General features: G+C 71.7%; 20 protein-coding genes. 12 read left to right on the top strand and 8 right to left on the bottom strand.

Annotated features, from left to right (window positions below):
• On the top strand, positions 1-513 hold a 513-nt coding region (locus tag VFL28_08230), incomplete at its 5' end, for an ImmA/IrrE family metallo-endopeptidase (GenBank protein ID HET7264642.1).
• A 109-nt stretch (positions 514-622) separates the two neighbouring features.
• Here the strand turns inward: VFL28_08230 and VFL28_08235 are convergent.
• From VFL28_08235 to VFL28_08245, 3 genes are all read right to left on the bottom strand, one after another.
• Complete coding sequence (locus VFL28_08235; protein HET7264643.1) at positions 623-1,978, bottom strand: S41 family peptidase; 1,356 nt, start codon at positions 1,976-1,978, stop codon at positions 623-625.
• A 126-nt stretch (positions 1,979-2,104) separates the two neighbouring features.
• Positions 2,105-2,830 carry an aspartate/glutamate racemase family protein gene (locus tag VFL28_08240; GenBank protein ID HET7264644.1) on the bottom strand — a complete coding sequence of 242 codons (726 nt, stop codon included), beginning with the start codon at positions 2,828-2,830 and terminating at the stop codon, positions 2,105-2,107.
• A 7-nt stretch (positions 2,831-2,837) separates the two neighbouring features.
• A complete protein-coding gene (locus tag VFL28_08245; GenBank protein ID HET7264645.1) occupies positions 2,838-3,731 on the bottom strand; it encodes a hypothetical protein in 894 nt (297 codons plus the stop codon).
• Between the two features lie 112 nt (positions 3,732-3,843).
• Between VFL28_08245 and VFL28_08250 the strand changes: the two genes are divergently transcribed.
• Genes VFL28_08250 through VFL28_08280 form a run of 7 tightly spaced genes read left to right on the top strand, consistent with a single transcriptional unit; the run spans position 3,844 to position 11,304 of the window.
• Positions 3,844-4,317, top strand: a complete 474-nt coding sequence (locus tag VFL28_08250; GenBank protein ID HET7264646.1) for a hypothetical protein — start codon at positions 3,844-3,846, stop codon at positions 4,315-4,317.
• 26 nt (positions 4,318-4,343) lie between these two features.
• A complete protein-coding gene (gene sppA, locus VFL28_08255) occupies positions 4,344-6,008 on the top strand; it encodes a signal peptide peptidase SppA (GenBank protein ID HET7264647.1) in 1,665 nt (554 codons plus the stop codon).
• Positions 6,005-6,838: an MBL fold metallo-hydrolase gene (locus VFL28_08260; GenBank protein HET7264648.1), complete on the top strand. Its 834-nt coding sequence runs from the start codon at positions 6,005-6,007 to the stop codon at positions 6,836-6,838. The genes sppA and VFL28_08260 overlap by 4 nt, the downstream gene beginning before the upstream one ends.
• Positions 6,839-6,882: 44 nt before the next feature.
• On the top strand, positions 6,883-7,254 hold the full coding sequence (locus VFL28_08265) for a cyclophilin-like fold protein (protein HET7264649.1): 372 nt from the start codon (positions 6,883-6,885) through the stop codon (positions 7,252-7,254).
• Between the two features lie 24 nt (positions 7,255-7,278).
• Positions 7,279-8,691: a DUF4147 domain-containing protein gene (locus VFL28_08270; protein HET7264650.1), complete on the top strand. Its 1,413-nt coding sequence runs from the start codon at positions 7,279-7,281 to the stop codon at positions 8,689-8,691.
• A gap of 13 nt (positions 8,692-8,704) precedes the next feature.
• Entirely contained in the window at positions 8,705-10,087 is a 1,383-nt protein-coding gene (locus tag VFL28_08275; GenBank protein HET7264651.1) for a glutamine synthetase family protein, read from the top strand.
• Positions 10,088-10,104: 17 nt separating this feature from the next.
• Positions 10,105-11,304 (top strand): amidohydrolase family protein, encoded by a 1,200-nt coding sequence (locus VFL28_08280; protein ID HET7264652.1) that lies wholly within the window; start codon positions 10,105-10,107, stop codon positions 11,302-11,304.
• Here the strand turns inward: VFL28_08280 and VFL28_08285 are convergent.
• Genes VFL28_08285 through VFL28_08305 form a run of 5 tightly spaced genes read right to left on the bottom strand, consistent with a single transcriptional unit; the run spans position 11,279 to position 15,957 of the window.
• On the bottom strand, positions 11,279-12,013 hold the full coding sequence (locus tag VFL28_08285; protein ID HET7264653.1) for an ABC transporter ATP-binding protein: 735 nt from the start codon (positions 12,011-12,013) through the stop codon (positions 11,279-11,281). The two genes, VFL28_08280 and VFL28_08285, sit on opposite strands and share 26 nt — an antisense overlap.
• Positions 12,006-12,800, bottom strand: coding sequence for an ABC transporter ATP-binding protein (locus VFL28_08290; GenBank protein ID HET7264654.1), 795 nt, complete (start codon positions 12,798-12,800; stop codon positions 12,006-12,008). The genes VFL28_08285 and VFL28_08290 overlap by 8 nt, the downstream gene beginning before the upstream one ends.
• The gene (locus VFL28_08295; protein HET7264655.1) at positions 12,797-13,795 is read right to left on the bottom strand and encodes a branched-chain amino acid ABC transporter permease; all 999 of its coding nucleotides are present in this window, start codon (positions 13,793-13,795) and stop codon (positions 12,797-12,799) included. Before VFL28_08295 ends, VFL28_08290 begins: the two co-directional genes overlap by 4 nt.
• Positions 13,792-14,673: a branched-chain amino acid ABC transporter permease gene (locus tag VFL28_08300; protein ID HET7264656.1), complete on the bottom strand. Its 882-nt coding sequence runs from the start codon at positions 14,671-14,673 to the stop codon at positions 13,792-13,794. Before VFL28_08300 ends, VFL28_08295 begins: the two co-directional genes overlap by 4 nt.
• Before the next feature lie 48 nt (positions 14,674-14,721).
• Positions 14,722-15,957: an amino acid ABC transporter substrate-binding protein gene (locus tag VFL28_08305; GenBank protein ID HET7264657.1), complete on the bottom strand. Its 1,236-nt coding sequence runs from the start codon at positions 15,955-15,957 to the stop codon at positions 14,722-14,724.
• 164 nt (positions 15,958-16,121) lie between these two features.
• On the opposite strand from VFL28_08305, the gene VFL28_08310 reads away from it, so the two are divergent.
• The 4 genes from VFL28_08310 to VFL28_08325 form a co-directional block, all read left to right on the top strand.
• Entirely contained in the window at positions 16,122-16,511 is a 390-nt protein-coding gene (locus VFL28_08310; GenBank protein HET7264658.1) for a hypothetical protein, read from the top strand.
• An 8-nt stretch (positions 16,512-16,519) separates the two neighbouring features.
• Positions 16,520-17,995 (top strand): glycogen synthase GlgA, encoded by a 1,476-nt coding sequence (gene glgA / locus VFL28_08315; protein HET7264659.1) that lies wholly within the window; start codon positions 16,520-16,522, stop codon positions 17,993-17,995.
• 40 nt (positions 17,996-18,035) lie between these two features.
• Positions 18,036-19,088 (top strand): DUF4931 domain-containing protein, encoded by a 1,053-nt coding sequence (locus VFL28_08320; protein HET7264660.1) that lies wholly within the window; start codon positions 18,036-18,038, stop codon positions 19,086-19,088.
• Positions 19,088-20,251: ABC transporter substrate-binding protein (locus tag VFL28_08325; GenBank protein HET7264661.1), on the top strand; the 1,164-nt coding region annotated here is incomplete at its 3' end. The genes VFL28_08320 and VFL28_08325, both read left to right, overlap by 1 nt.

Below are 20,251 nucleotides of genomic sequence, written 5' to 3' on the forward strand. Positions count from 1 at the left end.
GAGCGGGCGCGCGCGCTCGGCGGGCCCCGCGGCATTCCCGTCGATGTCCGCAAGATCGCGGACGAGCTCGGCTATTCCGTCGTCGAACGCGCCCTCCCGCCCGGCCAGCGTGGGACGATCGGACGCGACGGCGGGCGCGTCGTGATCTCGATCGCGCCGCGGGGCCACACCGACGCCGAGCTGCGCTGGATCATCGCCGAAGAACTCGGGCACGCGGCCCTCGGGCACAGCGCCCTCGTCGCCAGCACCGAGCCGGGGGGCACCCCGGCGGTCGCCGAGCCTCGGCGGCGCGAGGAGGAGCGCGAGGCACGGGCGTTCGCGGCCGAGATCCTGATGCCGGAGGAGAAGATCCGCGCCCGTTTCGCCGAACTCGCCCCGCGCATCGATCAATCGCTCGGCATGCGCCGGCGGGAAACCGAAACCGATGAGGTCGTGCACTTGCTCGCGCGGATGTTCGGCGTGACGCCGACGGCACTCCGCTTCAGGCTCGAGGAGCTGAGCCTCGTTCATTAGGAACGCGTCAGGAACGCGTCCGGCGCGGCGCGGCGCGTCAAATCGGAGGGCCGGGGCAGCCGCCCCGGCCCTCCGCGCGTTTTCCCTCACCCTTCCGGACTCCCGCCGGTTAGGCCGCCCGGGGACGCAGCAGCCATTCCCACGCCACGTGCAGCGCGCGCAGCGCCGCCTGCAGCTGGGTGTCCTGCCCGCGCTCCATGTCCGCCACCGTCAGCGTCACCGGGACGTCGGGTGCGATCCCGACCGCTTCGACCGCCGTGTTCTTCGGCGTCTGAATCCGCTCCACCGTGACGGACATCCCGCCTTCGGGCAGCGGCACGGTAACCGATCCGCCGAGGGCGCCCGCCGTCTTCTCGCCGATGATCGTCCCGCGCTTGTAATCCTTGAAGGCGCCGGTGAGGATCTCCGAGGCCGACGCCGACTGACCGTCCACCAGGATGACGAGCGGCGTCTTGTCGAGCGGCGATGTCCCGCTCGACCGCAGCACGCTCGGCTGCTCGCCGCGTTCGGTGATCCGGGCGAGCACGGTCCGAGTCGGCAGGAAGATGCCGCCCACGCTGGCCGCCTCGATGATCAGGCCGCCGGGGTTGCCGCGCAGATCCAGGATCGCCGACTTGATCTGGCCCTCGCGGGACAGCGTCGTGATCCCCTGGCGCAGCTCCCGTCCGGCGCCCTGCGAGAACCCGAAGACCTTGAGGTACGCCACGCCCGGCGATGCGAACCGCGCCTCCACCGGAGGCACGCGAATCGCGGCGCGCACGACCGAGAGCGGTATCGCCCGGCCGGCGCGCTGGACGGTCAGCGACGCGGTCGAGCCGGCGGGCCCGCGGATCATCTGACTCGCGTCGACCACGTTCACGTCCTTCAGCGGCTTCCCGTCGACCTCGACGATCCGGTCGAAGCGCTTGACGCCCGCCCCCGCGGCGGGCGACCCGGGGAATACGTCCTCGACGAAGATCCAGGACGTCCCGGAGGCGTCCTTCCGCGCGACGATCGTCACGCCGATGCCCGTGAAGCCCGGGTTGCCAGAGATCTGGCGGCGGCTCTCGCGCAGCGCGGCCGGATCGAGAAAGAACGTGTGGCTGTCGCGAAGGGAGGCCAGCATGCCGGCGGTCGCCGTGTAGGCGAGCTCGGTTTCCGGCATCGCGCCGGTCTGCGCCGCCTTCTGGAACGCCGCGGTGAACTGCACCGCGGCGTCGGAGGCGGGCGTGGAGGCCGGGATATCGGGCAGCGCGTCGGCACCCAAACTGGTCGCCTTGCGAAGGACCGCCAGCGCCGCGTTCAGGAGCGCGACCGGCTGCACCTGATCGACGTAGTCTTCCTGCAACACGCGAATCGCCGCGACCACCAGCGTGGCGTCCGCGGCCGACGCGCGCGGCATCCGGGTGAACGGGGTGATCAGCAGGGCGGCTGCGATCAGCGCCGCCAGGAACGGCCGCAGCCGCGAACCAAGAGCCGGTGCCATAGACGAACTCCTTCCCTTTATCGGCGCGAGAGGCGCGCGGTCAACAAGAAATCACTTATTGGCTTGCCCATATTACCACAGCGATAAACTGCGCAAGAAGTTCCGGGGGCGCCGGGGGGCCGGCCGCTACCGGCCGGCGTAGTCGGGCGGGACCAGCGCGGCGTGCACCACCCGCATCAGGGACGTGATGTCGAAGACCGGCAGGCCGGTCGCCTGGCGGATCGCCGCGGCGTACGGGGGCATGTTGGTGCACTCCAGCACGAGCGCCCCGACCTGCGGATGGCGCTCCAGCAGGTCGCGGGCCACCTCGACGTGCTCGCGCCGCGCGGCGTCCACGTCGAGTTCGAGCTCGTTGTCCAACAGCACCGGCGAGAACGCGTGGCCCTTTTCGAGCCCGGCGACGACGACGGGGACCTCCTCCGTGATACCCATCTCGGCGAGGTGGCGCGGCCCGAGCGAGCCGCTGTCTACGGTCAGCACGCCCACCGCGCGGTCGGGCCCGAGCATCCGAGCGACCATCGGCACCAACAGCAGCGCCGACGTGAACACCGGAATACGCACCGCCTCGGCGAGCTGCCGCTGGAAGATCGAGAGGAAGCCGCACGACGTCGTGATCGCCAGCACGCCCGCCGCCTCGAGCGCCCGCGCGCCTTCGATGAACCCGTCGAGCAGGGCGGGATCCGCTTCGCGGATGACGCGCGAGGGAAACGCCTGCCGCACGCGATGGTACAGCACCGGGAACGAAAACGTGCCCGCGTGTCCGATGTCGCCGGGGACGCGGGGGAAGACCGTATCGAGCATCAGCACGCCGATCGAATAGCCGTAAATGTTGCGTCCGCCGCGAACCGCCATCGCGCGTCTAGTTCGAAGGTCCGGAGAGTATTCCCTCCGGTTGACGGTATCCGCGGCGTCGCGCCGCGCGCGGTCCGCCGGGGGCGAGCATTACCATCGCCAGCACCGCACTGCGATCGCCCTCGGCGCCGCCGGCCCGTCGCGCGGCCAGCGGGTCGCGCACCGCGGCGAACCGCGTGAACCACCAGGCCGTGCCGGCGCCGGTGCGCACTTCCTCGACGCCGTGGTGCGGCCGGCCGGTGCGGTGCGTGGCGAAGAGCCGCGACGACGGCGCCCACACCACCGCGGCGTCGGCGCCCGGGGCGAGCCAAGGCGGAAAGCGGTCCGAGGGCGAGGCGCGCCACGCGAGACGAAGCGTGCTGCCGTCGGGACGCCATAGCAGCGCGTAGCCGCGCCAAAGTCCCGTGGCCAGCCACTGGCGCGCGGTAAGGCGCAGCGGCGCCGCGAATCGCGCGGCAAGATCCCGCAGGCCATCCATCGTCAGGTCCGTGCGCGCAGCAGCCGGCCGGAACACCGCCGGCGGCAGGAGCAGGTCCGCGGCCGCGACCTCGGTCAGCGTGCGACGCGCGTCGCCGGCCCCGCCGGGCGGCACGAGCGTTTCGCCGAGGCCGAGCGCCACCGCGCCGTTCCACTGCGGCGTGTGCGGCGGAAACCGCCGGTCGACCACGATGAGCGTGCGGCGCGCCCGGCCCTCGGTCGTGGCCCGCTGCTCGAAGCGGACGGGTCCCTCGTCGACGACACCCGCGATGATCGCCGAGACCCCGCACTTCGCCGCGTACCGCTCCGGCCAAAAAGGCGGCCGCCGCATGCCGGAGGCCCGCACCACCGAGGCCGCGCGCCGGCGCACGGCCTCGCGGGTGTCGGCGGAGCCGGCACGGCGCAGAAGGACGCGTTCGGGCATCGGCCGTGCCTTCGCGCGCGGCCCGGGTGCTCCCTCGTAGGCCGGCGCGGCCCGCGCGGTGAAGTCCCACCGCGGGTCGGTTCCGGAAAATAGTCTTTCCACGAGGTGGCGGATGCGGGGCACGGTGGCGGGATTTTGGCTCGGCGCGCTGTTCGCAACGGTCGTCTTCGCCGCAACCGGCGGGACGGCCGTCGACATACGCGTCGTCGGAACCGAGGCCGGGCGGGCGCAGGTCGAACAGGACGTCGACCGGGGCGCGCTCGCCGGGCTGCTGGCGCCGTCGGCGCCGCTCGGCGTCCTTCATATAAAAAAGCACAGTTGGGGTGTGGCCGCGACCTACTCGGAGACGCTCGCGGCGCCCGGGGCCCGAGCGGCGGGCGCCCCGGACGTGCGCGTCCTGCTGACGCTCCCGGGCTCGGTGACGGGGACCAACGCCGCCGGCCGCGAAGGCCGGGCGCTCGTCTGGATCGGCCTGCCCGGCCCGGAGCCGGCGTGGGCGGAAGCGCGCGCGGTGAACTGGGCCGCCGTCGTCGCCTTGGCCGCGGCCGCGATCATTTCGTCGTGGGCGGTGCGAGGAAAGGCCTGATCCCCCCCGCGAACGTATAGCGCGCGATGCAGCTGCTGATCCGCCTGAGCGACCTCGTCTACGACACCGGCATCCTCATCCGGAACCTTCTTGTCTCGCTGTTCGGACCGCGGCCGGTGTACGTGCTCCTCGAGCTCGCGGGCCCCTATCCCGACCACCGCACGCGCGACCCCTGGTGGGTCCGCCGGCCGCAGACGATCGAAGACGTCCGGCGGCAGCTCGCGGTCATCCGCGCCGACCGGCGCGCCGCCGGCGTCGTCGTCACGCTCGGCGACCTGCCGGCGGGGCTCGCGTCGGTACAGAGCCTCCGCGACGCCTTCGCCGAATACCGCGCCCGCGGCGGCCGCATCGTCGCCCACCTCACGCAGGTCACGACGCGCCAGTACTATCTGGCGAGCGTCGCGAACACGATCGTGATGCCGGAGAGCGGCGTGCTCGACGTCGGCGGCGCGGCCGTCGAGGTTACGTTCTTCGGCGACGCGCTGCGGAGCGCCGGGGTCGGCGGCGAGTTCGAGCAGATCGCGGAGTACAAGTCGGCGGTCGAGCCGTTCACGCGGCGGGAGATGTCGGAGCCGATGCGGGAGCAGCTCAACGCCATCCTCGACTCGGTGTACGACGACCTGATCGGCGAGGTCGCCGCCTCCCGCGGTCTCGAGCCCGCGGCGGTGCGCGCCGCGATCGACCGGGCGCCGCTGTCGGCCGCCGAGGGACGCAACGCCGGACTCGTGGACGCGCTGCTGTACGAGGACGAGCTGCCGGACTACCTCGCCGCGGGCGGACGCGCGCCCGCGATCGTGCCGTGGCGCATCGCGCGCCGCCGGCTGCGCGCGCCGTTCCGGTGGCGCATGCCCGGCCGCGCCGTCGCGGTCATCCCGGTCCGGGGCGCGATCCAGATGGGCGAGAGCCGGCCCCGGGCGCCGATCCCGCTGCCGTTCGCGCGCGGCGAGGCGAGCGGCCACGCGTCGCTGGTCCGCGCGATCCGCGCCGTCGAGCGCAACCCGCTCTTCGGGGCGATCGTGCTGTCGGTCGACTCTCCCGGCGGCTCCGCGCTGGCGTCGGACCTCATCTGGCGCGCGGTCGTGCGGGCGAACCGCGTCAAGCCGGTGGTCGCGTATTTCGGCAACACGGCCGCGTCCGGCGGCTACTACGTCGCCGCCGGGGCGCGCCGGATCATCGCGCAGGCCGGCACGCTGACCGGCTCGATCGGCGTCATCTCGGGCAAGTTCGTCCTTCAAGATTTGGCGCGACGCGCCGGGATTCACCACGAGATCCTGACACGCGGAGAAGCCGCGGCGATGACCTCGCCCTTCCGGCCGTTTTCGCCCGAGCAGCGCCGGCGGCTCCGGACGCAGGCGGAGGAGATCTACGCGCGGTTCGTGGACCGCGTGGCGGAGGGCCGCCGCCTCACGCGCGAGCAGGTCCAGGCGGTGGCGCGGGGCCGGGTGTGGACCGGCCGCCAGGCGCTGCAGCACCGCCTGGTCGATCGCCTCGGCGACTTCTACACGGCCGTCGACACGGCGAAGGAGCTGATGGGCCTCGCGCCGTCGCGCGTCGTTCCGGTGTTCATCGTCCGTCCGCCCCGCGCGGTGACGATCGGGCGCCGGTCGGCACTCGGGATGCTCGACGCCGCGGAGATGCTGCTGCGCGAGGGCGTGCTGGCGTTCATGCCGTGGGAGATCACGCTGCGATGAGCGCGCTGGGGATAACGGTGCTCGCGAGCGGGAGCGCCGGCAACGCGCTGCTCCTCGAGTGCGGGGCGGAGCGCGTGCTGGTCGACGCGGGGGTGTCGCTCGACGCGCTTGAACGGGCGATGGCGCGCCTGGCGCTCGCGCCGCGCGACGTGCGCGCGGTCGTGCTGACGCACGAGCACGACGACCACGCACGCGGGGCCGGACCGCTCTCGCGCGCGGCCGGCGTCCGCGTCTACGCGACGGCCGCCACCCTCGCCGCGGCGGCCCAGCCGCTCGCCGGCGCGGTCGTGGAAGCGTTCGCGCCCGGCGCGCCGTTTGCGATCGGCCCGTTCGAGATCATCGCGTTCCCGGTGCCGCACGACGCGGTGGAGCCCGTCGGCGTATCCGTCGCGGCGGCGGGCCGCCGCGTCGTCGTCGCGACGGACCTCGGAGCGGCCGACGAGGTTCTCGACGCCCAGCTCGCCGGGGCCGACCTCGCCGTGCTCGAGAGCAACTACGACCTCGGGCTGCTGCACGTGAGCGGCTACCCGTGGTTTCTCAAGAACCGCATCCTCGGCGGGCGCGGGCACCTCAGCAACGACGACGCGGCGCGGGCGCTCGCGCGCACCGCGTCGCCGGCCCGCGCGGCCGGGCGGCGCCGCGGCGTCTGTCTCGTCCACCTCAGCGACACGAACAACCTCGCTCCGCTCGCGCGCGACACCGTGCGGGCGGCGCTCGACGCGGCGGATCCACCGGCGTCGTCGAACGGCCACGCCGCGGGTCGGGGACGGCCGCCGCTCCTGGCCGTGCGGCCGAACGGGCGGACGGAACGGCTGCTCGTCGATTGGTAGGCGGGCGCGCCTCGGCCAGGCGCGCGACTCGGGGAGGACCGCGGATGCGGACGATCACGATCACGGCCGGCAAGGTCAGCGCCACCGCCACGCTCGGGACCGGCAAGACGGCGGACGCCGTCTGGAACGCCCTGCCGCTCGAAGCGCGCGCGAGCACGTGGGGGGACGAGATCTACTTCTCGATCCCCGTCGAATGCGCCCCCGAGGCGCCGCGGGAAGTCGTGGAGATGGGCGACCTGGGTTACTGGCCGCCGGGCAGCGCCTTCTGCATCTTCTTCGGTCCCACGCCCGCGAGTCACGGCCGCGAGATCCGGCCGGCGAGCCCCGTGAACGTCTTCGGCCGAGTCTCCGGCGACGCGACGGTGTTCAAGGCGGTGCGTTCCGGGACGGCGGTCACGATCGAGCGCGCGACATGACGGATCTCGCGCCGCGGCCCTGAGATGGCGCTGAAGCTCGACCCGTCGGTGTTCCGCGTCGAGGGGACCGCGGCGCTCCGCCGCGCCGCGGCGAAGATTCTCGCCGAGGCGATCCGCGCGGTCGACCCGGGCGCCGCGACGGGCCGCGCGATCGTCCGGACGAGCACCGGCGTCCGGATCGCCGGGCGGACGTACCGGCTGCGCGATCACGCCAAGGTGATCGTCGTCGGCGCAGGCAAGGCGTCGGCGCCGATGGCGCGGGCGGCGGAACGGGCCCTCGGCCGCCGGATCACGGCCGGCCTCGTCACGGCCGCGCGGGGTCCCCGGGACCGTCCGTCGCGGATCATCGTACGGGAGGCGGCGCACCCGGTGCCGGACGCGGCGGGCGAAGCGGCGGCCCGGGAGATGCTCGCGCTCGTCCGCGGGCTCGGCCCCGACGATCTCGTGCTGTGCCTCTTGTCCGGCGGCGGCTCGGCGCTGCTGCCGCTTCCCCGCGACGGCCTGTCGCTCCAAGATCTGGCGGAGACGACGAACCTGCTGCTGCGGTCGGGCGCCGACATCGTCGAGTTGAACACCGTGCGCAAGCACCTCTCGGCGATCGCGGGCGGACAGCTCGCGCGCGGGGCGGCGCCCGCACGTGTCGCGACGCTGGCGATCTCCGACGTCGTGGGCTCGCCGCCGGACGCGATCGCCTCGGGCCCGACGGTGCCGGACCCGACGACGTTCGCGGACGCGCTCGCGGTGCTCGACCGGTACGGCGTCGCCGCCCGCGTCCCCGCGGCGGTGCGCGGGGTGCTCGAACGGGGGCGCGACGGGGCGATCCCCGACACTCCGAAGCCGGGCGATCCGGTCTTTCGCGAGGCCGCGATGACGATCGTCGCGGATAATCTCGCCGCGGCCCGCGCCGCCGCGACGGCGGCGCGGGCCGCTGGGTTTCACGCACTGCTGCTGTCCACCTACCTCGAAGGCGAAGCGCGCCACGCCGGCCGCGTGCTCGCCGGAATCGCCCGGCAGATCGCCGCCACCGGCGATCCGGTGCGGCGGCCGGCCTGTGTCGTCTGCGGCGGCGAGACCACCGTCACCGTGACCGGCGGCGGGCGGGGCGGCCGCAACCAGGAGCTGGCGTTGGCGGCGGCCGCCGCCATCGCAGGCGTGCCGGACACGCTGATCGTCGGCTTCGCGACCGACGGGCGGGACGGGCCGACGGACGCGGCGGGCGGGGCGGTGGACGGCGCCACCCTGGCGCGCGCCCGGCGGGCGGGGCTCGATCCCGCGCGCCGCCTCCGCAACAACGACGCGTATCCGCTGCTTCGGGCGACCGGGGACCTCATCACCACCGGTCCGACCGGCACCAACGTCGCGGACCTCGCGCTCGTCCTCTGCGGCAAGACGCGGGGGAAGGAACGGCGCAGGAGGGAACGGCCGGCGCGCTCCTGAAACGGGCCTCGCCATGCCGGCCTCCGAGCGCGCGCACACCCAGCGTGCGAGCCCCAACGCCGTCTACGACCGCGCACGCGCCGCCGGCGTCCGGCTCATCCGCGCCGCATACTGCGACAGCGCCAACCTCATCCGCGCGAAAGCCGTGCCCCTCGATGGACTGGAGGGGATGTTGAAGTACGGCGTCGGCTTCACGGTCGCCCAGCAGGCGCTGCCGATGATGGGCGATACGCCGCTTCCGGCGAGCGGGCTGAGCCCGGTGGGCGAGGTCTGGCTGGTTCCGGACCCCGACACGTTCACCGTCCTGCCGTACAACCAGGGCGCGGCGATGATGCTCGGCGACTTTCAGACGGCCGCGGGCGATCCGTGGGCCCACGATCCTCGCGCGTGCCTGCGGCGCGCCGTCGAGGCGGCCGCGGCCGAAGGCTTCGAGGTGCAGGCCGCGTTCGAGCCGGAGTTCTATCTGCTGCGGCGCACGGACGCCGGCGCCCCCGGGCACGAACCCGTCGATCGCACGAACTTCGCCATGACGATCGCGCACGACGGCGCCCACGAAATGCTGCGGGACCTCGCCGATACGCTCAACTCGATGGGGCTCGACGTCGCGCTCCTCTACCCCGAGTCGGGCCCCGGACAGTTCGAAGTGTCGATCCGCCACGCGCCCGCCGTCGCCGCCGCAGACCGGCACATCCTCCTCCGCGAGGGCGTGCGCGGGGTGGCCGGCCGGCACGGCCTTTCGGCGTCCTTCGCGCCGTCCGTGTTTCCGGACAGCGCCGGCAGCGGCTGCCACCTGCACACGAGTCTCTGGCGCGACGGGCAGACCGTGATGTACGACGAGCGCGACCGCCTCCATCTGTCCCCGCCCGCGTACACATGGATCGCCGGCATCCTCGCGCACCTGCCGGCCTTGTGCGCGCTCGTCGCCCCGAGTGTCAACTCCTACGCGCGGCTGCGGCCCAACTCGTGGGCGGGCGCGTTCGCGTGCTACGGCCCGGAGAACCGTGAGGCGGCGATCCGCGTGATCACGCCGCGGCGCGGCCCCGCTTCGAGCAACGTCGAACTCAAGACCTGCGACGGCAGCGCCAATCCGTATTTCGCGCTCGCCGGCGTGATCGCCGCCGGCCTCGACGGCGTCAAGCGCGGGCTGACGCCCGGGGAGCCGATCGAGACCGACCCGGGATCGCTGCCGGAGGCGGAGCGCCGGCGGCGCGGCATCGTCCCGCTGCCCGCCACGCTTGCCGAGGCGGTCGACGCGCTCGAAGCCGACTCCACGCTCCAGGAGATCCTGGGCGCGCCCCTCGTGCGCTCGTATCTCGCCGTCCGCCGCGGAGAGTGGAACGCCCTGCGCGATCTCGGCCCCGCGGAGGTCGCGAGGCGCCATCTCTTCATCTACTGAACCGTGACGCCTACGCCGTGACGTCCCGAGACCCCGCGCCGTTCGCCGGCATCCCGCTGTACGACCATCACGCCCACTCCCTGCGGCGCGTGCAGCCCGACACGCCGGAGGCGTTCCGCGCGCACTTCACCGAGAGCGACTCGGAGGACGTCGTCGCGCGCCACGTCGTCTGGAGCCTCTTCTACCGGCGGGCGCTCGCGGATCTCGGCGAGTTCTTCGGGTGCGCCGCGACGGAGCAGGCCGTCCTCGAGGCGAGGGCGCGCCGGCCGTTTCCCGGCCTCACGCGTGAGATGTTCGCGGACGCCGGCATCGGCGCGATTCTCATCGACCCCGGCTTCCGGGCCGCGGACCACTACGACCTGGCCGCGCTGCGGGAACTGCTGCCGTGCCCGGCCGGCGAGCTGCTCCGTCTCGAGGTGCTGGCGGAGCGGTTGATCCCGGCGGCGGACGGATGGCACGACCTCCGCGAGCGCTTCGCCGCGGAGGTCCGCGCGGCGATTCCGCGTCTGCGCGGCCTCAAGACGATCATCGCCTACCGCACCGGCCTCGATCTGCGCACGCCGGCCGGAGAGACCGGGGGGTGGGACGCGGCTTCGCTCGCCGGCGCCTTCCGCGAGGCGCACGATGCCGCGGGGCGCGGACGGACCCGCCTCGCGTCAAAGCCGCTCCTCGACGCGCTCCTGTGGACGGCGCTCGAGATCGCCGCGGAGCGCGGCCTGCCGGTGCAGGTGCACACGGGCTTCGGGGACCGCGACCTCGACCTGCGCCTCGCCAACCCGCTGTGGCTACGCCCCGTCTTCGAGCATCCGCCGTTCCGGCCGATCACGTTCGTCCTGCTTCATACGTACCCGTACGTCCGCGAAGCGGCGTGGCTTACGCACGTCTATCCCAACGTCGCGATGGACCTGTCGCTGACGGTGCCGTTCGCCGCGCACGGGGCGGGCGACATGATCGTCGAAGCCCTGGGGCTCGCGCCGGCGTCCAAGGTGCTCCTCGCGACAGACGCGTTCTCGATCCCGGATTTGTTCTGGCTGGCCGGGCGGCACGCGCGCGAAGCGCTCGATGCGGCCCTGACGGCGATCCGATCCCGCGGGTACGCGCGCGGGGACGACGGCGACGCGATCGCCCGCCGTCTCTTATGGGAGAACGCCGTCGCGATCTACGGCGATCTGCGTCGGTCGCCGGGCGGCCCTAGCGGCCGAGGTACGCGCGCCTGATCTCCGGGTCCCTGAGGAGGTCCGCGGCCGAGCCGGATCGCGTGACGCGCCCGGTCTCGAGGACGTAGCCGCGCGAGGCGAGTTCGAGCGCTTGGTGCACGTTCTGCTCGACGAGCAGCACCGTCACACCCTCCGCGTTGATCTGGCGCACGATGCGGAACACTTCCTTAACGAGGATCGGCGCGAGACCGAGGGACGGCTCGTCCAGCATGAGCAGGCGCGGGCGGCCCATCAGGCCGCGGCCGATCGCGAGCATCTGCTGCTCGCCACCCGAAAGTGTGCCGGCCATCTGCGTGCGCCGCTCCGCGAGCCGCGGGAACAGCGACAGCACCCACTCGAGCGTCTGGGCCCTGCGGGCGCGGCTCTCGGGCAGGTAGGCGCCGAGTTCCAGGTTTTCGAGCACCGTCATGCGGGGCCAGAGCCGCCGGCCTTCCGGAATCTGAATGATGCCCGCCTCGACGATTGCCGGCGCGCGCAGCCGCTGGATGGATCGGCCGCTCAGGCGGACGTCGCCGGTCAGCGGCCGCAGGAGGCCCGAGATCACGCGCATCGTCGTCGTCTTGCCGGCTCCGTTCGCCCCGAGCAGGGTGACGATCTCGCCTTCCCGCACCGTGAACGACACGTCCCAGAGCGCGCGCACCTGTCCGTAGGCGGCCGCGACACCCGCGACCTCGAGCAGCGGGGTCCCGTTCCCCGGCCGGTCAGCCATGCAGCGTCTCCTCCGCTCCGGCACCGAGGTAGGCCTCGATCACTTCGCGGTTGCCGGTAACCTCGGCCGGGGTGCCGTCCGCGATCAGACGGCCGTAGTTCAACACGAGCACCCGGTGCGAGAGGTTCATCACCGCGTGCATGACGTGCTCGATCATGAGAATGGTGACGCCGCGGGCGCAGATTTCTCGGACCAGGATCAGGGCCTGCGCGACCTCCGGCGGCGTCAGCCCGGCCAGCACCTCGTCGAGGAGGAGCACGGTGGGCTTCGTCGCAAGCGCCCGCGCGATCTCGAGACGCTTGCGCTGCGCGAGCGTGAGCGCCGACGCGGGCTGATCCGCCCGCGCCGCGAGCCCCGCGAACTCGAGCACCGCGCGCGCATCCGCGCGCGCGTCGTGCGCGGCGATGCGCGCGCCGCCGCCGAAGGCGGCGCCCACCATGACGTTGTCCAGCACCGAGAGATCGGGAAACGGCCGGACGATCTGGTGGGTCATGCACAACCCGAGACGGCAGACGGCGTGCGCCGACCAACCGGTGATGTCGCGCCCGAGCGCTGTGATGCGGCCGGTGGTCGGCGCGAACTTCCCGCTGACCACGCTGAAGATCGTGGTCTTCCCGGCGCCGTTCGGACCGATGAGGCCGGTAATCTTTCCGGGCTCGATCGCCACGGAGATGTCGTCGACCGCCACCAGCCCGCCGAAGCGCTTCGTCACGCCCTCCAGCACGAGCGGGCTCGCGGGGGCGTCCGGCTCGTGGGACCAAGCGGGCGGATGCGTTGCGGCGGTCATGGCGCGCTCCCCCCGTGCGGCGCTTTGATGGCCCGGTGGTCGGCGAGGCCGCCGGGGGTAAACGCCCCGCGGCGGCCTGCAAGCCGCGCGGCGAGCCCGGCGAGGCCGCGCGGCTCGAACAGCAGAATCACGATCAAGAGCACGCCGTACACCAGCAGGTGGAAGTTCGGGTAGGACGTCTGCAGGTAGTCCTGCACCGCGTAAAACACCGCCCCGCCGAGGATCGGACCCCAGATCGTGCCGATCCCCCCGATCAGCGCGATCAGCACGAGGCTGATGCTCTCCGTAAAGCTGAACACCGTATCCGGATGCAGGTACTGGAAGTACGTCGCGAACAGGCCGCCGCACACGCCGACGAGGAAGGCGCTGATGACGTGCGCCACGTTCTTGAACAGCGCGGTCCGGACGCCGAGCGTCTCCGCGGCGTCGAGGTCCATCCGGAGCGCCGCGAGCCCGAGGCCGAACCGCGAGTCGCGGACCCACGTTGCGGTCGCGTACGCCACGCCCGCCATCACGAGCGCCGCCAGGTAGAACCACGCCTTCGACGGCACGACCGTAGGCAGGTTCAGGCCCGACGCCCCGCCGGTGATGTTGTCCAGGTTGAGCATGAGAATACGCATCGCCTCGCCGACGCCGATCGTCGCGATCGAGAAGTACGGACCGAGGAGGCGCAGCGTCGGCACGCCCACAATCAGCGAGAAGGCCGCCGCGCACAGACCGGCGAGCGGAAACGTCAGCACGGGGCTCCAGCCGTGCAGCCACAAGAGCGCGGTGGCGTACGCCCCAAGGCCGAAGAAGGCCGCGTAGCCGAACGAGACGTACCCGGCGAAGCCGCCCAGGATATTCCAGGCGAGACCCTGGGCGATGTACAGGAACGTGAAGAACCCGAGGTTGAGCAGGGTGATGTTGTGCGGCGCCATCAGCGGCACGAGCGCAAGGGCGAGGCCGAGGGCGGGCGCGGCGAGCGAGGCGGGCCGAGGCCTGAAGCCCGTCACGTCCGCCGTCCGAACAGCGAGGCGACGCCGCCCGGCATCACGATGAGCGCGACAACGAGGAGCGCGTAGGCGACGACGTTCTGCAGGCTCGCCCGCATGAACAGCACCGCGAACGACTCCGCGAATGCGAGGACCGCCGCTCCGATCGTCACGCCGGCGAGGTTCTCCAGTCCGCCAAGAACGATGATCGTGAAGCTCTTCAGCTGAAACGGCGCGCCGAAGTCCGGGGTGAAGCTGAACAAGAGCGTCATGAGTCCCCCGGCGAATCCCGCGAAGGCCGTCCCGAGGCCGAACGCGATCGCGCTGATCCGCTCGGTGTCGATGCCGGCGAGCAGCGCCGCCTGCGGATCCTGGACCGTGGCGCGCAGCGCCTTCCCGACGTAGGTGTGGTTCAGCAGGACGTGCAGGATCCCCATCACGGCGAGCGCCACCGCGAAGACGACGAGGCGCGTCACGGCGATCCGGTAGTCGAAGAAGGACAGCGCCTTGTACGTGTATCGCGTGATGATCGACTGGTCTTCACTGCCCCAGATCGTGAGCGCCGCGTTCTGCAGCACGAGCCACAGCCCGAACAGCATCAGGAGCGACGCGATCGGGAGCGCCCGGCGCACGCGCCGCACGAGAAAGGCGTACACCGCGACGCCCGCGAGGAAGAAGAGCGGCATGTTGAGGAACGCGCCGGCGATCGGATCGAGGTGCCACGCCTGGGAGTAGACGAGCGTCATGAACGCGCCGAGCATGAGGAAGCCGGCGTTGCTCAAGTTGATGACCTTCATCACGCCGTAAATGATGGCGAGGCCGTACGACATCACCGCGTACAGCCCCGCCGTCAGGATCGACGTGATGCAGACCGAGATCAGGTTCTGAGCGGAGAACACCTCCGGCTGGCCCCCGCAGGTCGCCCGTCTAGTCCGGCCCCGCCGCCCCTACGGCCTCGGCATCGGCAGCGTCGCCGCCCGCGTCTCCGGCATGTTGCTCGGCCAGATGATCCGCACGGTATTGCCCGGCGTGTTCTGCACCATCACGTACGGTGTGGCGACCTGCCCGTTCGGCTGGAACTTGATCACCCCGCCCGGCAGCATGGAGGCGAGCCTGAGGTTCGCCAGCGCATCGCGAACCTTCGGGCCGCTGAGCGTCCCGGCGTTCGAGATGCCGGCGAGCAGCGCGCGCGCCGTCTCGAACGACAGCGCCTGGAACCAATCCGGCACCGCCTTGTATTCCTTCGTGTATCGCTCGGTGAACAGCTGCGACGCCGGGTCCTTGAGCGCGGGGGTCCACCACAGACCCGCGATCAGGTAGTCCGCGCCCGAACCGAGCGCCTGGCGTCCCTTCTGGTCCGGCCCGCGCGCGCCGTACGAGACGAACTGGTGGTAGAGGCCGGCCTGCAGATACTGGCGATGCATCGTGATGAAGTCGGGCAGGTGCGCGTCGGAGAGAAACGCCTGCGCGTTCGACGCCTTGACCTGCTGGAGCAGCGGCGAGAAGTCGCTGCCGTTCAGCTGGAATGACTGGTTGAGCACGACCCGGTAGAGATCGGGATGCGCCTTCGCCGCGTCGGTGACCGCGTCGATGTAGTCTTTGCCGTGGTCCGTGTTCTCCCAGACCACCGCCATCGTCAGCGGCTTCGGCAGCTTGCCGGCGGCTTGCTGCGCCGCGACGAACTCCATCGTGATCTTGCCGAGATCGTACACCGTCGCGAGCGTGCCGAAGATGTACTTGTAGCCGCGCTTGAAGATCTCCGACGCCGCGCCGCCCCCCTCGACGTAGGGGATCTTGTACTGGTCGGGCACGACTTCCTGAGCCTCAACCAACGATGTGTCGTAGCCGCCGAGGAGAAAATTGACGTGCTGGTCCGTAACGAGCTTCTCGACGAGGCTGCGGGACCGCGTACCGTCGCTCCCGTCGTCGAGGATGATCAGGGTGACGTGATACTTCTGGCCGCCGACCTGAAGGCCGCCGGCCTTGTTCACGTCGTCGATCGCCATCGTGTAGCCTTGCTTAAAGTACCCGCCGGACGAACCGAAGGCGCCGGTCAGCGGCAGCACGGTGCCGATCTTGATCTCCGGCATCGCCGCCGGCCGGCCCGGTGTGACGAGCGCGATTACGAGCGCGGGTACGGCGACCGCCGCCGCCACTGCACGGACGAACAATCGGATCCCCATCGCTGGTTCCCCCAATCCCCCGCTGGGCCGTAAAGTACGTGCCCGCGAGACGAGCGCGCCGGCTATCCTTCGGTCGGCCCGGAGAACCTCCTCCCGACGCGGCGCGCGGCCCGGGCGCGCGCCGCTGGAGGACCGCTCTCGCGCCGCGACGAACCCCGACCGCCGTGGGTGTTGCGGTGCTCCGCGGCGTGCTCGCCGGCGTGCTGTGCGCGGGCATCCTCAGCCTCGCGGCGATCACCGCCGGACGGGGATTCTGGAAGCCGCCCGTTCGGGCCGCCGAGCCGCGGCGCATCGAGGTGACCCTCGGCACGAACGTGATCGATCCCGCCGTCATGCTGCTGCTTCCCGGCCGCGTCCGCTTCGTCGTGCGGAACGCGTCCGGCGCTCCCCGCGTCTTCAGTGTCACGGGTCCGGGCCTGCGCGCGGAGACGAATATCGTCGACGACGGCGCCGCCGGCACCCTTGACGTCACCTTTATGCGGCCGGGCACGTACGCGGCGAGCGACGGCCGCGGCCCCGAAGTGGAGGAAGCGATTCAGGTGCGAGAGCCGTGAACGAGCCCGTGCGCGTGTTGTTCTGCACGTCGGAGGCGGTCCCGTTCGCCAAGACCGGCGGGCTCGCGGATGTCTCGGGGGCGCTGCCCGCTGCCCTCGCGGAGCTCGGCTGTGACGTCCGCATCGCGCTGCCGGGCTACCGCGCGATCGATCGGAGCAAGTTTGGATTTCGGACGATCGGCCGCTCACCGGTGCGGCTGGGGGACAGGCAGGTGGAAGTCGAGTTTCTGGAGGGCCGGCTGCCGGGCGGCCGTGTGCCGGTGTACCTCGTCGCCCACGAGCCGTCGTTCGGCCGCGCCGGCCTGTACGGAGAGGGCGGCAAGGACTACGCGGACAACCTCGAGCGCTTCACGGTCTTCGGCCGCGGCGCCCTGGCCCTCGCGGGCCGGATCGGCTGGACGCCCGACGTGCTGCACTGCCAGGACTGGCAGACGGGTCTCGTGCCGGTGTGGCTGCGAGAAGAGGCGCGCCCCGCCGGGCTTGAGGGCGCGGCGACGCTTTTCACGATCCACAATCTCGCGTACCAGGGGCTGTTTCCGGCGGAGCGCCTGCCGCTCACGGGACTCGGGCCGCAGGTGTTCACGCCGAAGGGCATCGAGTTCTACGGGAAGGTGAACATGCTCAAAGGCGGGCTCGTCTTCGCCGACCGGCTCAGCACCGTCAGCGCGCAGTACGCGCGCGAGATCCAGACGCCGGAGTTCGGGTGCGGCCTGGAGGGGGTCCTGCGCGAGCGGACGGCCGATCTTGTGGGCATATTGAACGGCGTGGACTACAGCGCCTGGGATCCGTCGACCGATCCGCACATCGCGGCGCGCTACACGGCGGACGACCGCGCCGGCAAGGACGCCTGCACGCGCGATCTGAGACGCCTCCACAATCTCGCCGGCACGCCGCGGGCGCCGCTTGTCGGGATGATCGGCCGCCTCGCCGACCAGAAGGGCTTCGATTTGGTGGCCGCGGTCCTCGACCGCCTCATCGGCGCGGGTGCGCAGTTCGTCCTGCTCGGCACCGGCGAGCCGAAGTACCACGAGCTCTTTCCGCAGTTCCAGAAGCGCTACCCCGGGCGCGTCTCCGTGACCCTCGGGTTCGACGACGCGCTGGCCCACCGCATCGAGGCGGGCGCGGACATGTTCCTGATGCCCTCCCGCTACGAGCCGTCGGGCCTCAACCAGCTGGACAGCCTGCGCTACGGTACCGTCCCGGTCGTGCGGAAGACCGGCGGGCTCGCGGACACGATCGTCGACGCGAGCCCCGACGCGGTCGCCCGCGGCGCCGCGAACGGCTTCGTCTTCGAAGCGTACGAGCCGGGCGCGCTGTGGGGGGCGCTCGAGCGCGCGCTCGCCGCGTTCCGCGACCGCCGCCTGTGGCGGCGGCTCCAACAGACTGGTATGCGACAGGACTTCTCGTGGCGCCGTGCCGCCGCCAGGTACGTCGACACGTACCGGCAGGCGCTCGCCGCGAGGCGCGCCGGTGCCCATGCCTGATCCCGCACCGCCCGCGACGCCGCCCCAACGGAGGACCAACGTGCCCGAACTGCGCAAGGACCCGATCACGCGCCGGTGGGTGATCATCGCCAACGAACGCGCCCAGCGGCCGAGCGACTTCGCGAAGGGCGGCGCGCCGGACGCCCCCTCGTCCGCGAACTGCCCGTTCTGCGAGGGCCGCGAGTCCATGACGCCGCCGGAGATCGCGGCGATCCGCCGGCCCGGCACCGCGCCGAATACGCCGGGATGGCAGGTCCGGGTCGTACCGAACAAGTACCCCGCGCTGCGCATCGAGGGATCGACCGACGTCACGATGGAGGGCATGTACGAAGGGATGGGCGGCGTGGGCGCGCACGAAGTGATCATCGAGACGCTCGAGCACGCGGCGCACCCCGGCGTGATGACCGTGGACCAGCTCTCGTCGGTGCTGTGGATGTACCGCGAGCGCTACCTCGACCTCGACCGCGATCCGCGGTTCAAATACCTGCTGCTGTTTCGCAACCACGGCCGGGCGGCCGGGGCGTCGCTCGCGCACCCGCACTCACAGCTGATCGCGCTTCCGATCGTGCCGAAGCGCGCCGAGGAAGAGCTGGCGGGAGCCCAGGCCTACTTCGCGCGCGAAGGCCGCTGCGTCTTCTGCGATATCCTGCATCAGGAGAGCGGCGGCGACGGCCACAACGGCCGGCGGCTCGTCTGGACGAACGACGAGTTCGTGGCGTTCACGCCGCATGCGTCGTGGTGCCCGTTCGAGCTGTGGATCCTGCCGCGCAGGCACACGTCGAGCTTCGGCGCGCTCGGCGACGCGCAGCTGCGGCCGCTCGCGGAGACGCTGCAGGGGGTGCTCGGGCGGCTGCACGCCTGTCTGAACAACCCGCCCTACAATTACCTCATCCACACCGCGCCGTACGACGCGAAGGTCGATCACTTCTATCACTGGCACATCGAGGTGCTGCCCCGCCTTTCGCAGGTCGCGGGGTTCGAATGGGGCTCGGGCTTCTACATTAATACGGTGCCGCCCGAAGACGCGGCCCGGTACTTGCGGGAGACAAAGATCCCGGTGGGCGCCCCCACCGGAGCCCAGGGAGGTCAATGATGAGAGACCCGCACGTCGTGTTCCGGTACCTGGCGGTCTGCCTGACCGCGCTGGCCCTCGCCGGCCTGGGCGCCGGCGTTCCCGTCCTGGGGGCCGCGCCGTCGACGCTGACCGTCGGCCTGGACCAGGAGCCGCCCACGCTCGATCCTCACGCGTCGCCGTCGGCGGTCACGTTCCAGATCATCACCGACGTGACCGAAAACCTGCTGTACGAGGACCTCGCCGGCAAACTGACGCCGTGGCTGGCCACAGAGTACAAGGCATCGCCGGACGGCAAGTCGTTCACGTTCACGCTGCGGCGGGACGCCAAGTTCTCGGACGGGGCGCCGGTCAACGCCGAGGCGGTGAAGTGGAACTTCGACCGCATCGTCAACCCGAACTTCAAGGCCGGCGGCGCGCTCGCCGCACTCTCCGGTTACGCGGGCTCCACGGTGGTCGACCCGTATACGGTCCGCGTGGCCTTCAAGGAGCCGTACGCGCCGTTCCTGTCGTACTCTGCCGGCGGAACGCTCTCGCTCATCTCGCCGAAGACGACGCCGGGGCAGGGCGACGCGGTCAACCAGAAGCCGGTAGGCAGCGGACGGTTCGTCGTCAGCGAGTACGTGGCGAAGGACCACATCACCCTGGTTCGCAGCGCGGACTATAACCGCCGGCCGCCGTATAGCAACCACCAGGGCCCGGCGCCGGTGGACCGCATCGTCTGGAAGTTCATCCCGGAATCCGGCACACGCGTCACGACGATCGAGTCCGGCGAAACGCAGATGATCAGCTTCCTCAGCACGCCCGCCGCGGTGCTGACGCGCCTCTCGACGAACAAGGCGCTGCGCGTGGAGAAGAACCCGTATCCGGGCGCGCCGCGCATCTGGGTGCTGAACGTCCGGAAGCCGCCGACGAACGACCTGAAGGTCCGGCAGGCGCTGCTCTTCGGGGTCAACCGCGCCGCGGTCGCCGAGTCGGTGTACCGAGGACTCGGCACCGTCGCGTGCGCGCCACTGACGCAGCACACGCTGGCCACCCCGGATCTCTGCGCCAAGTACAAGTACGATCCGAAGAAGGCCGCCGAGCTGCTGGACGAGGCCGGCTGGAAGATGGGTCCCAACAACATCCGGATGAAGAACGGCCAGCCGCTCACGATCGAGATCAATTCGATCAACTACGGCAGC

Source organism: bacterium, assembly GCA_035691305.1.
In the GTDB taxonomy this organism is placed as follows: domain Bacteria; phylum Sysuimicrobiota; class Sysuimicrobiia; order Sysuimicrobiales; family Segetimicrobiaceae; genus DASSJF01.

What these genes read in the sequence shown, in the direction of transcription:
- VFL28_08260 (HET7264648.1), top strand. Translation starts at nt 6,005, where the DNA reads ATGAGCGCGCTGGGGATAACGGTGCTCGCGAGCGGGAGCGCCGGCAAC.
- VFL28_08290 (HET7264654.1), bottom strand. Translation starts at nt 12,800, where the DNA reads ATGACCGCCGCAACGCATCCGCCCGCTTGGTCCCACGAGCCGGACGCC.
- VFL28_08265 (HET7264649.1), top strand. Translation starts at nt 6,883, where the DNA reads ATGCGGACGATCACGATCACGGCCGGCAAGGTCAGCGCCACCGCCACG.
- VFL28_08285 (HET7264653.1), bottom strand. Translation starts at nt 12,013, where the DNA reads ATGGCTGACCGGCCGGGGAACGGGACCCCGCTGCTCGAGGTCGCGGGT.
- VFL28_08305 (HET7264657.1), bottom strand. Translation starts at nt 15,957, where the DNA reads ATGGGGATCCGATTGTTCGTCCGTGCAGTGGCGGCGGCGGTCGCCGTA.
- VFL28_08235 (HET7264643.1), bottom strand. Translation starts at nt 1,978, where the DNA reads ATGGCACCGGCTCTTGGTTCGCGGCTGCGGCCGTTCCTGGCGGCGCTG.
- VFL28_08270 (HET7264650.1), top strand. Translation starts at nt 7,279, where the DNA reads ATGGCGCTGAAGCTCGACCCGTCGGTGTTCCGCGTCGAGGGGACCGCG.
- sppA (HET7264647.1), top strand. Translation starts at nt 4,344, where the DNA reads ATGCAGCTGCTGATCCGCCTGAGCGACCTCGTCTACGACACCGGCATC.
- VFL28_08250 (HET7264646.1), top strand. Translation starts at nt 3,844, where the DNA reads ATGCGGGGCACGGTGGCGGGATTTTGGCTCGGCGCGCTGTTCGCAACG.
- VFL28_08275 (HET7264651.1), top strand. Translation starts at nt 8,705, where the DNA reads ATGCCGGCCTCCGAGCGCGCGCACACCCAGCGTGCGAGCCCCAACGCC.
- VFL28_08240 (HET7264644.1), bottom strand. Translation starts at nt 2,830, where the DNA reads ATGGCGGTTCGCGGCGGACGCAACATTTACGGCTATTCGATCGGCGTG.
- VFL28_08245 (HET7264645.1), bottom strand. Translation starts at nt 3,731, where the DNA reads ATGCCCGAACGCGTCCTTCTGCGCCGTGCCGGCTCCGCCGACACCCGC.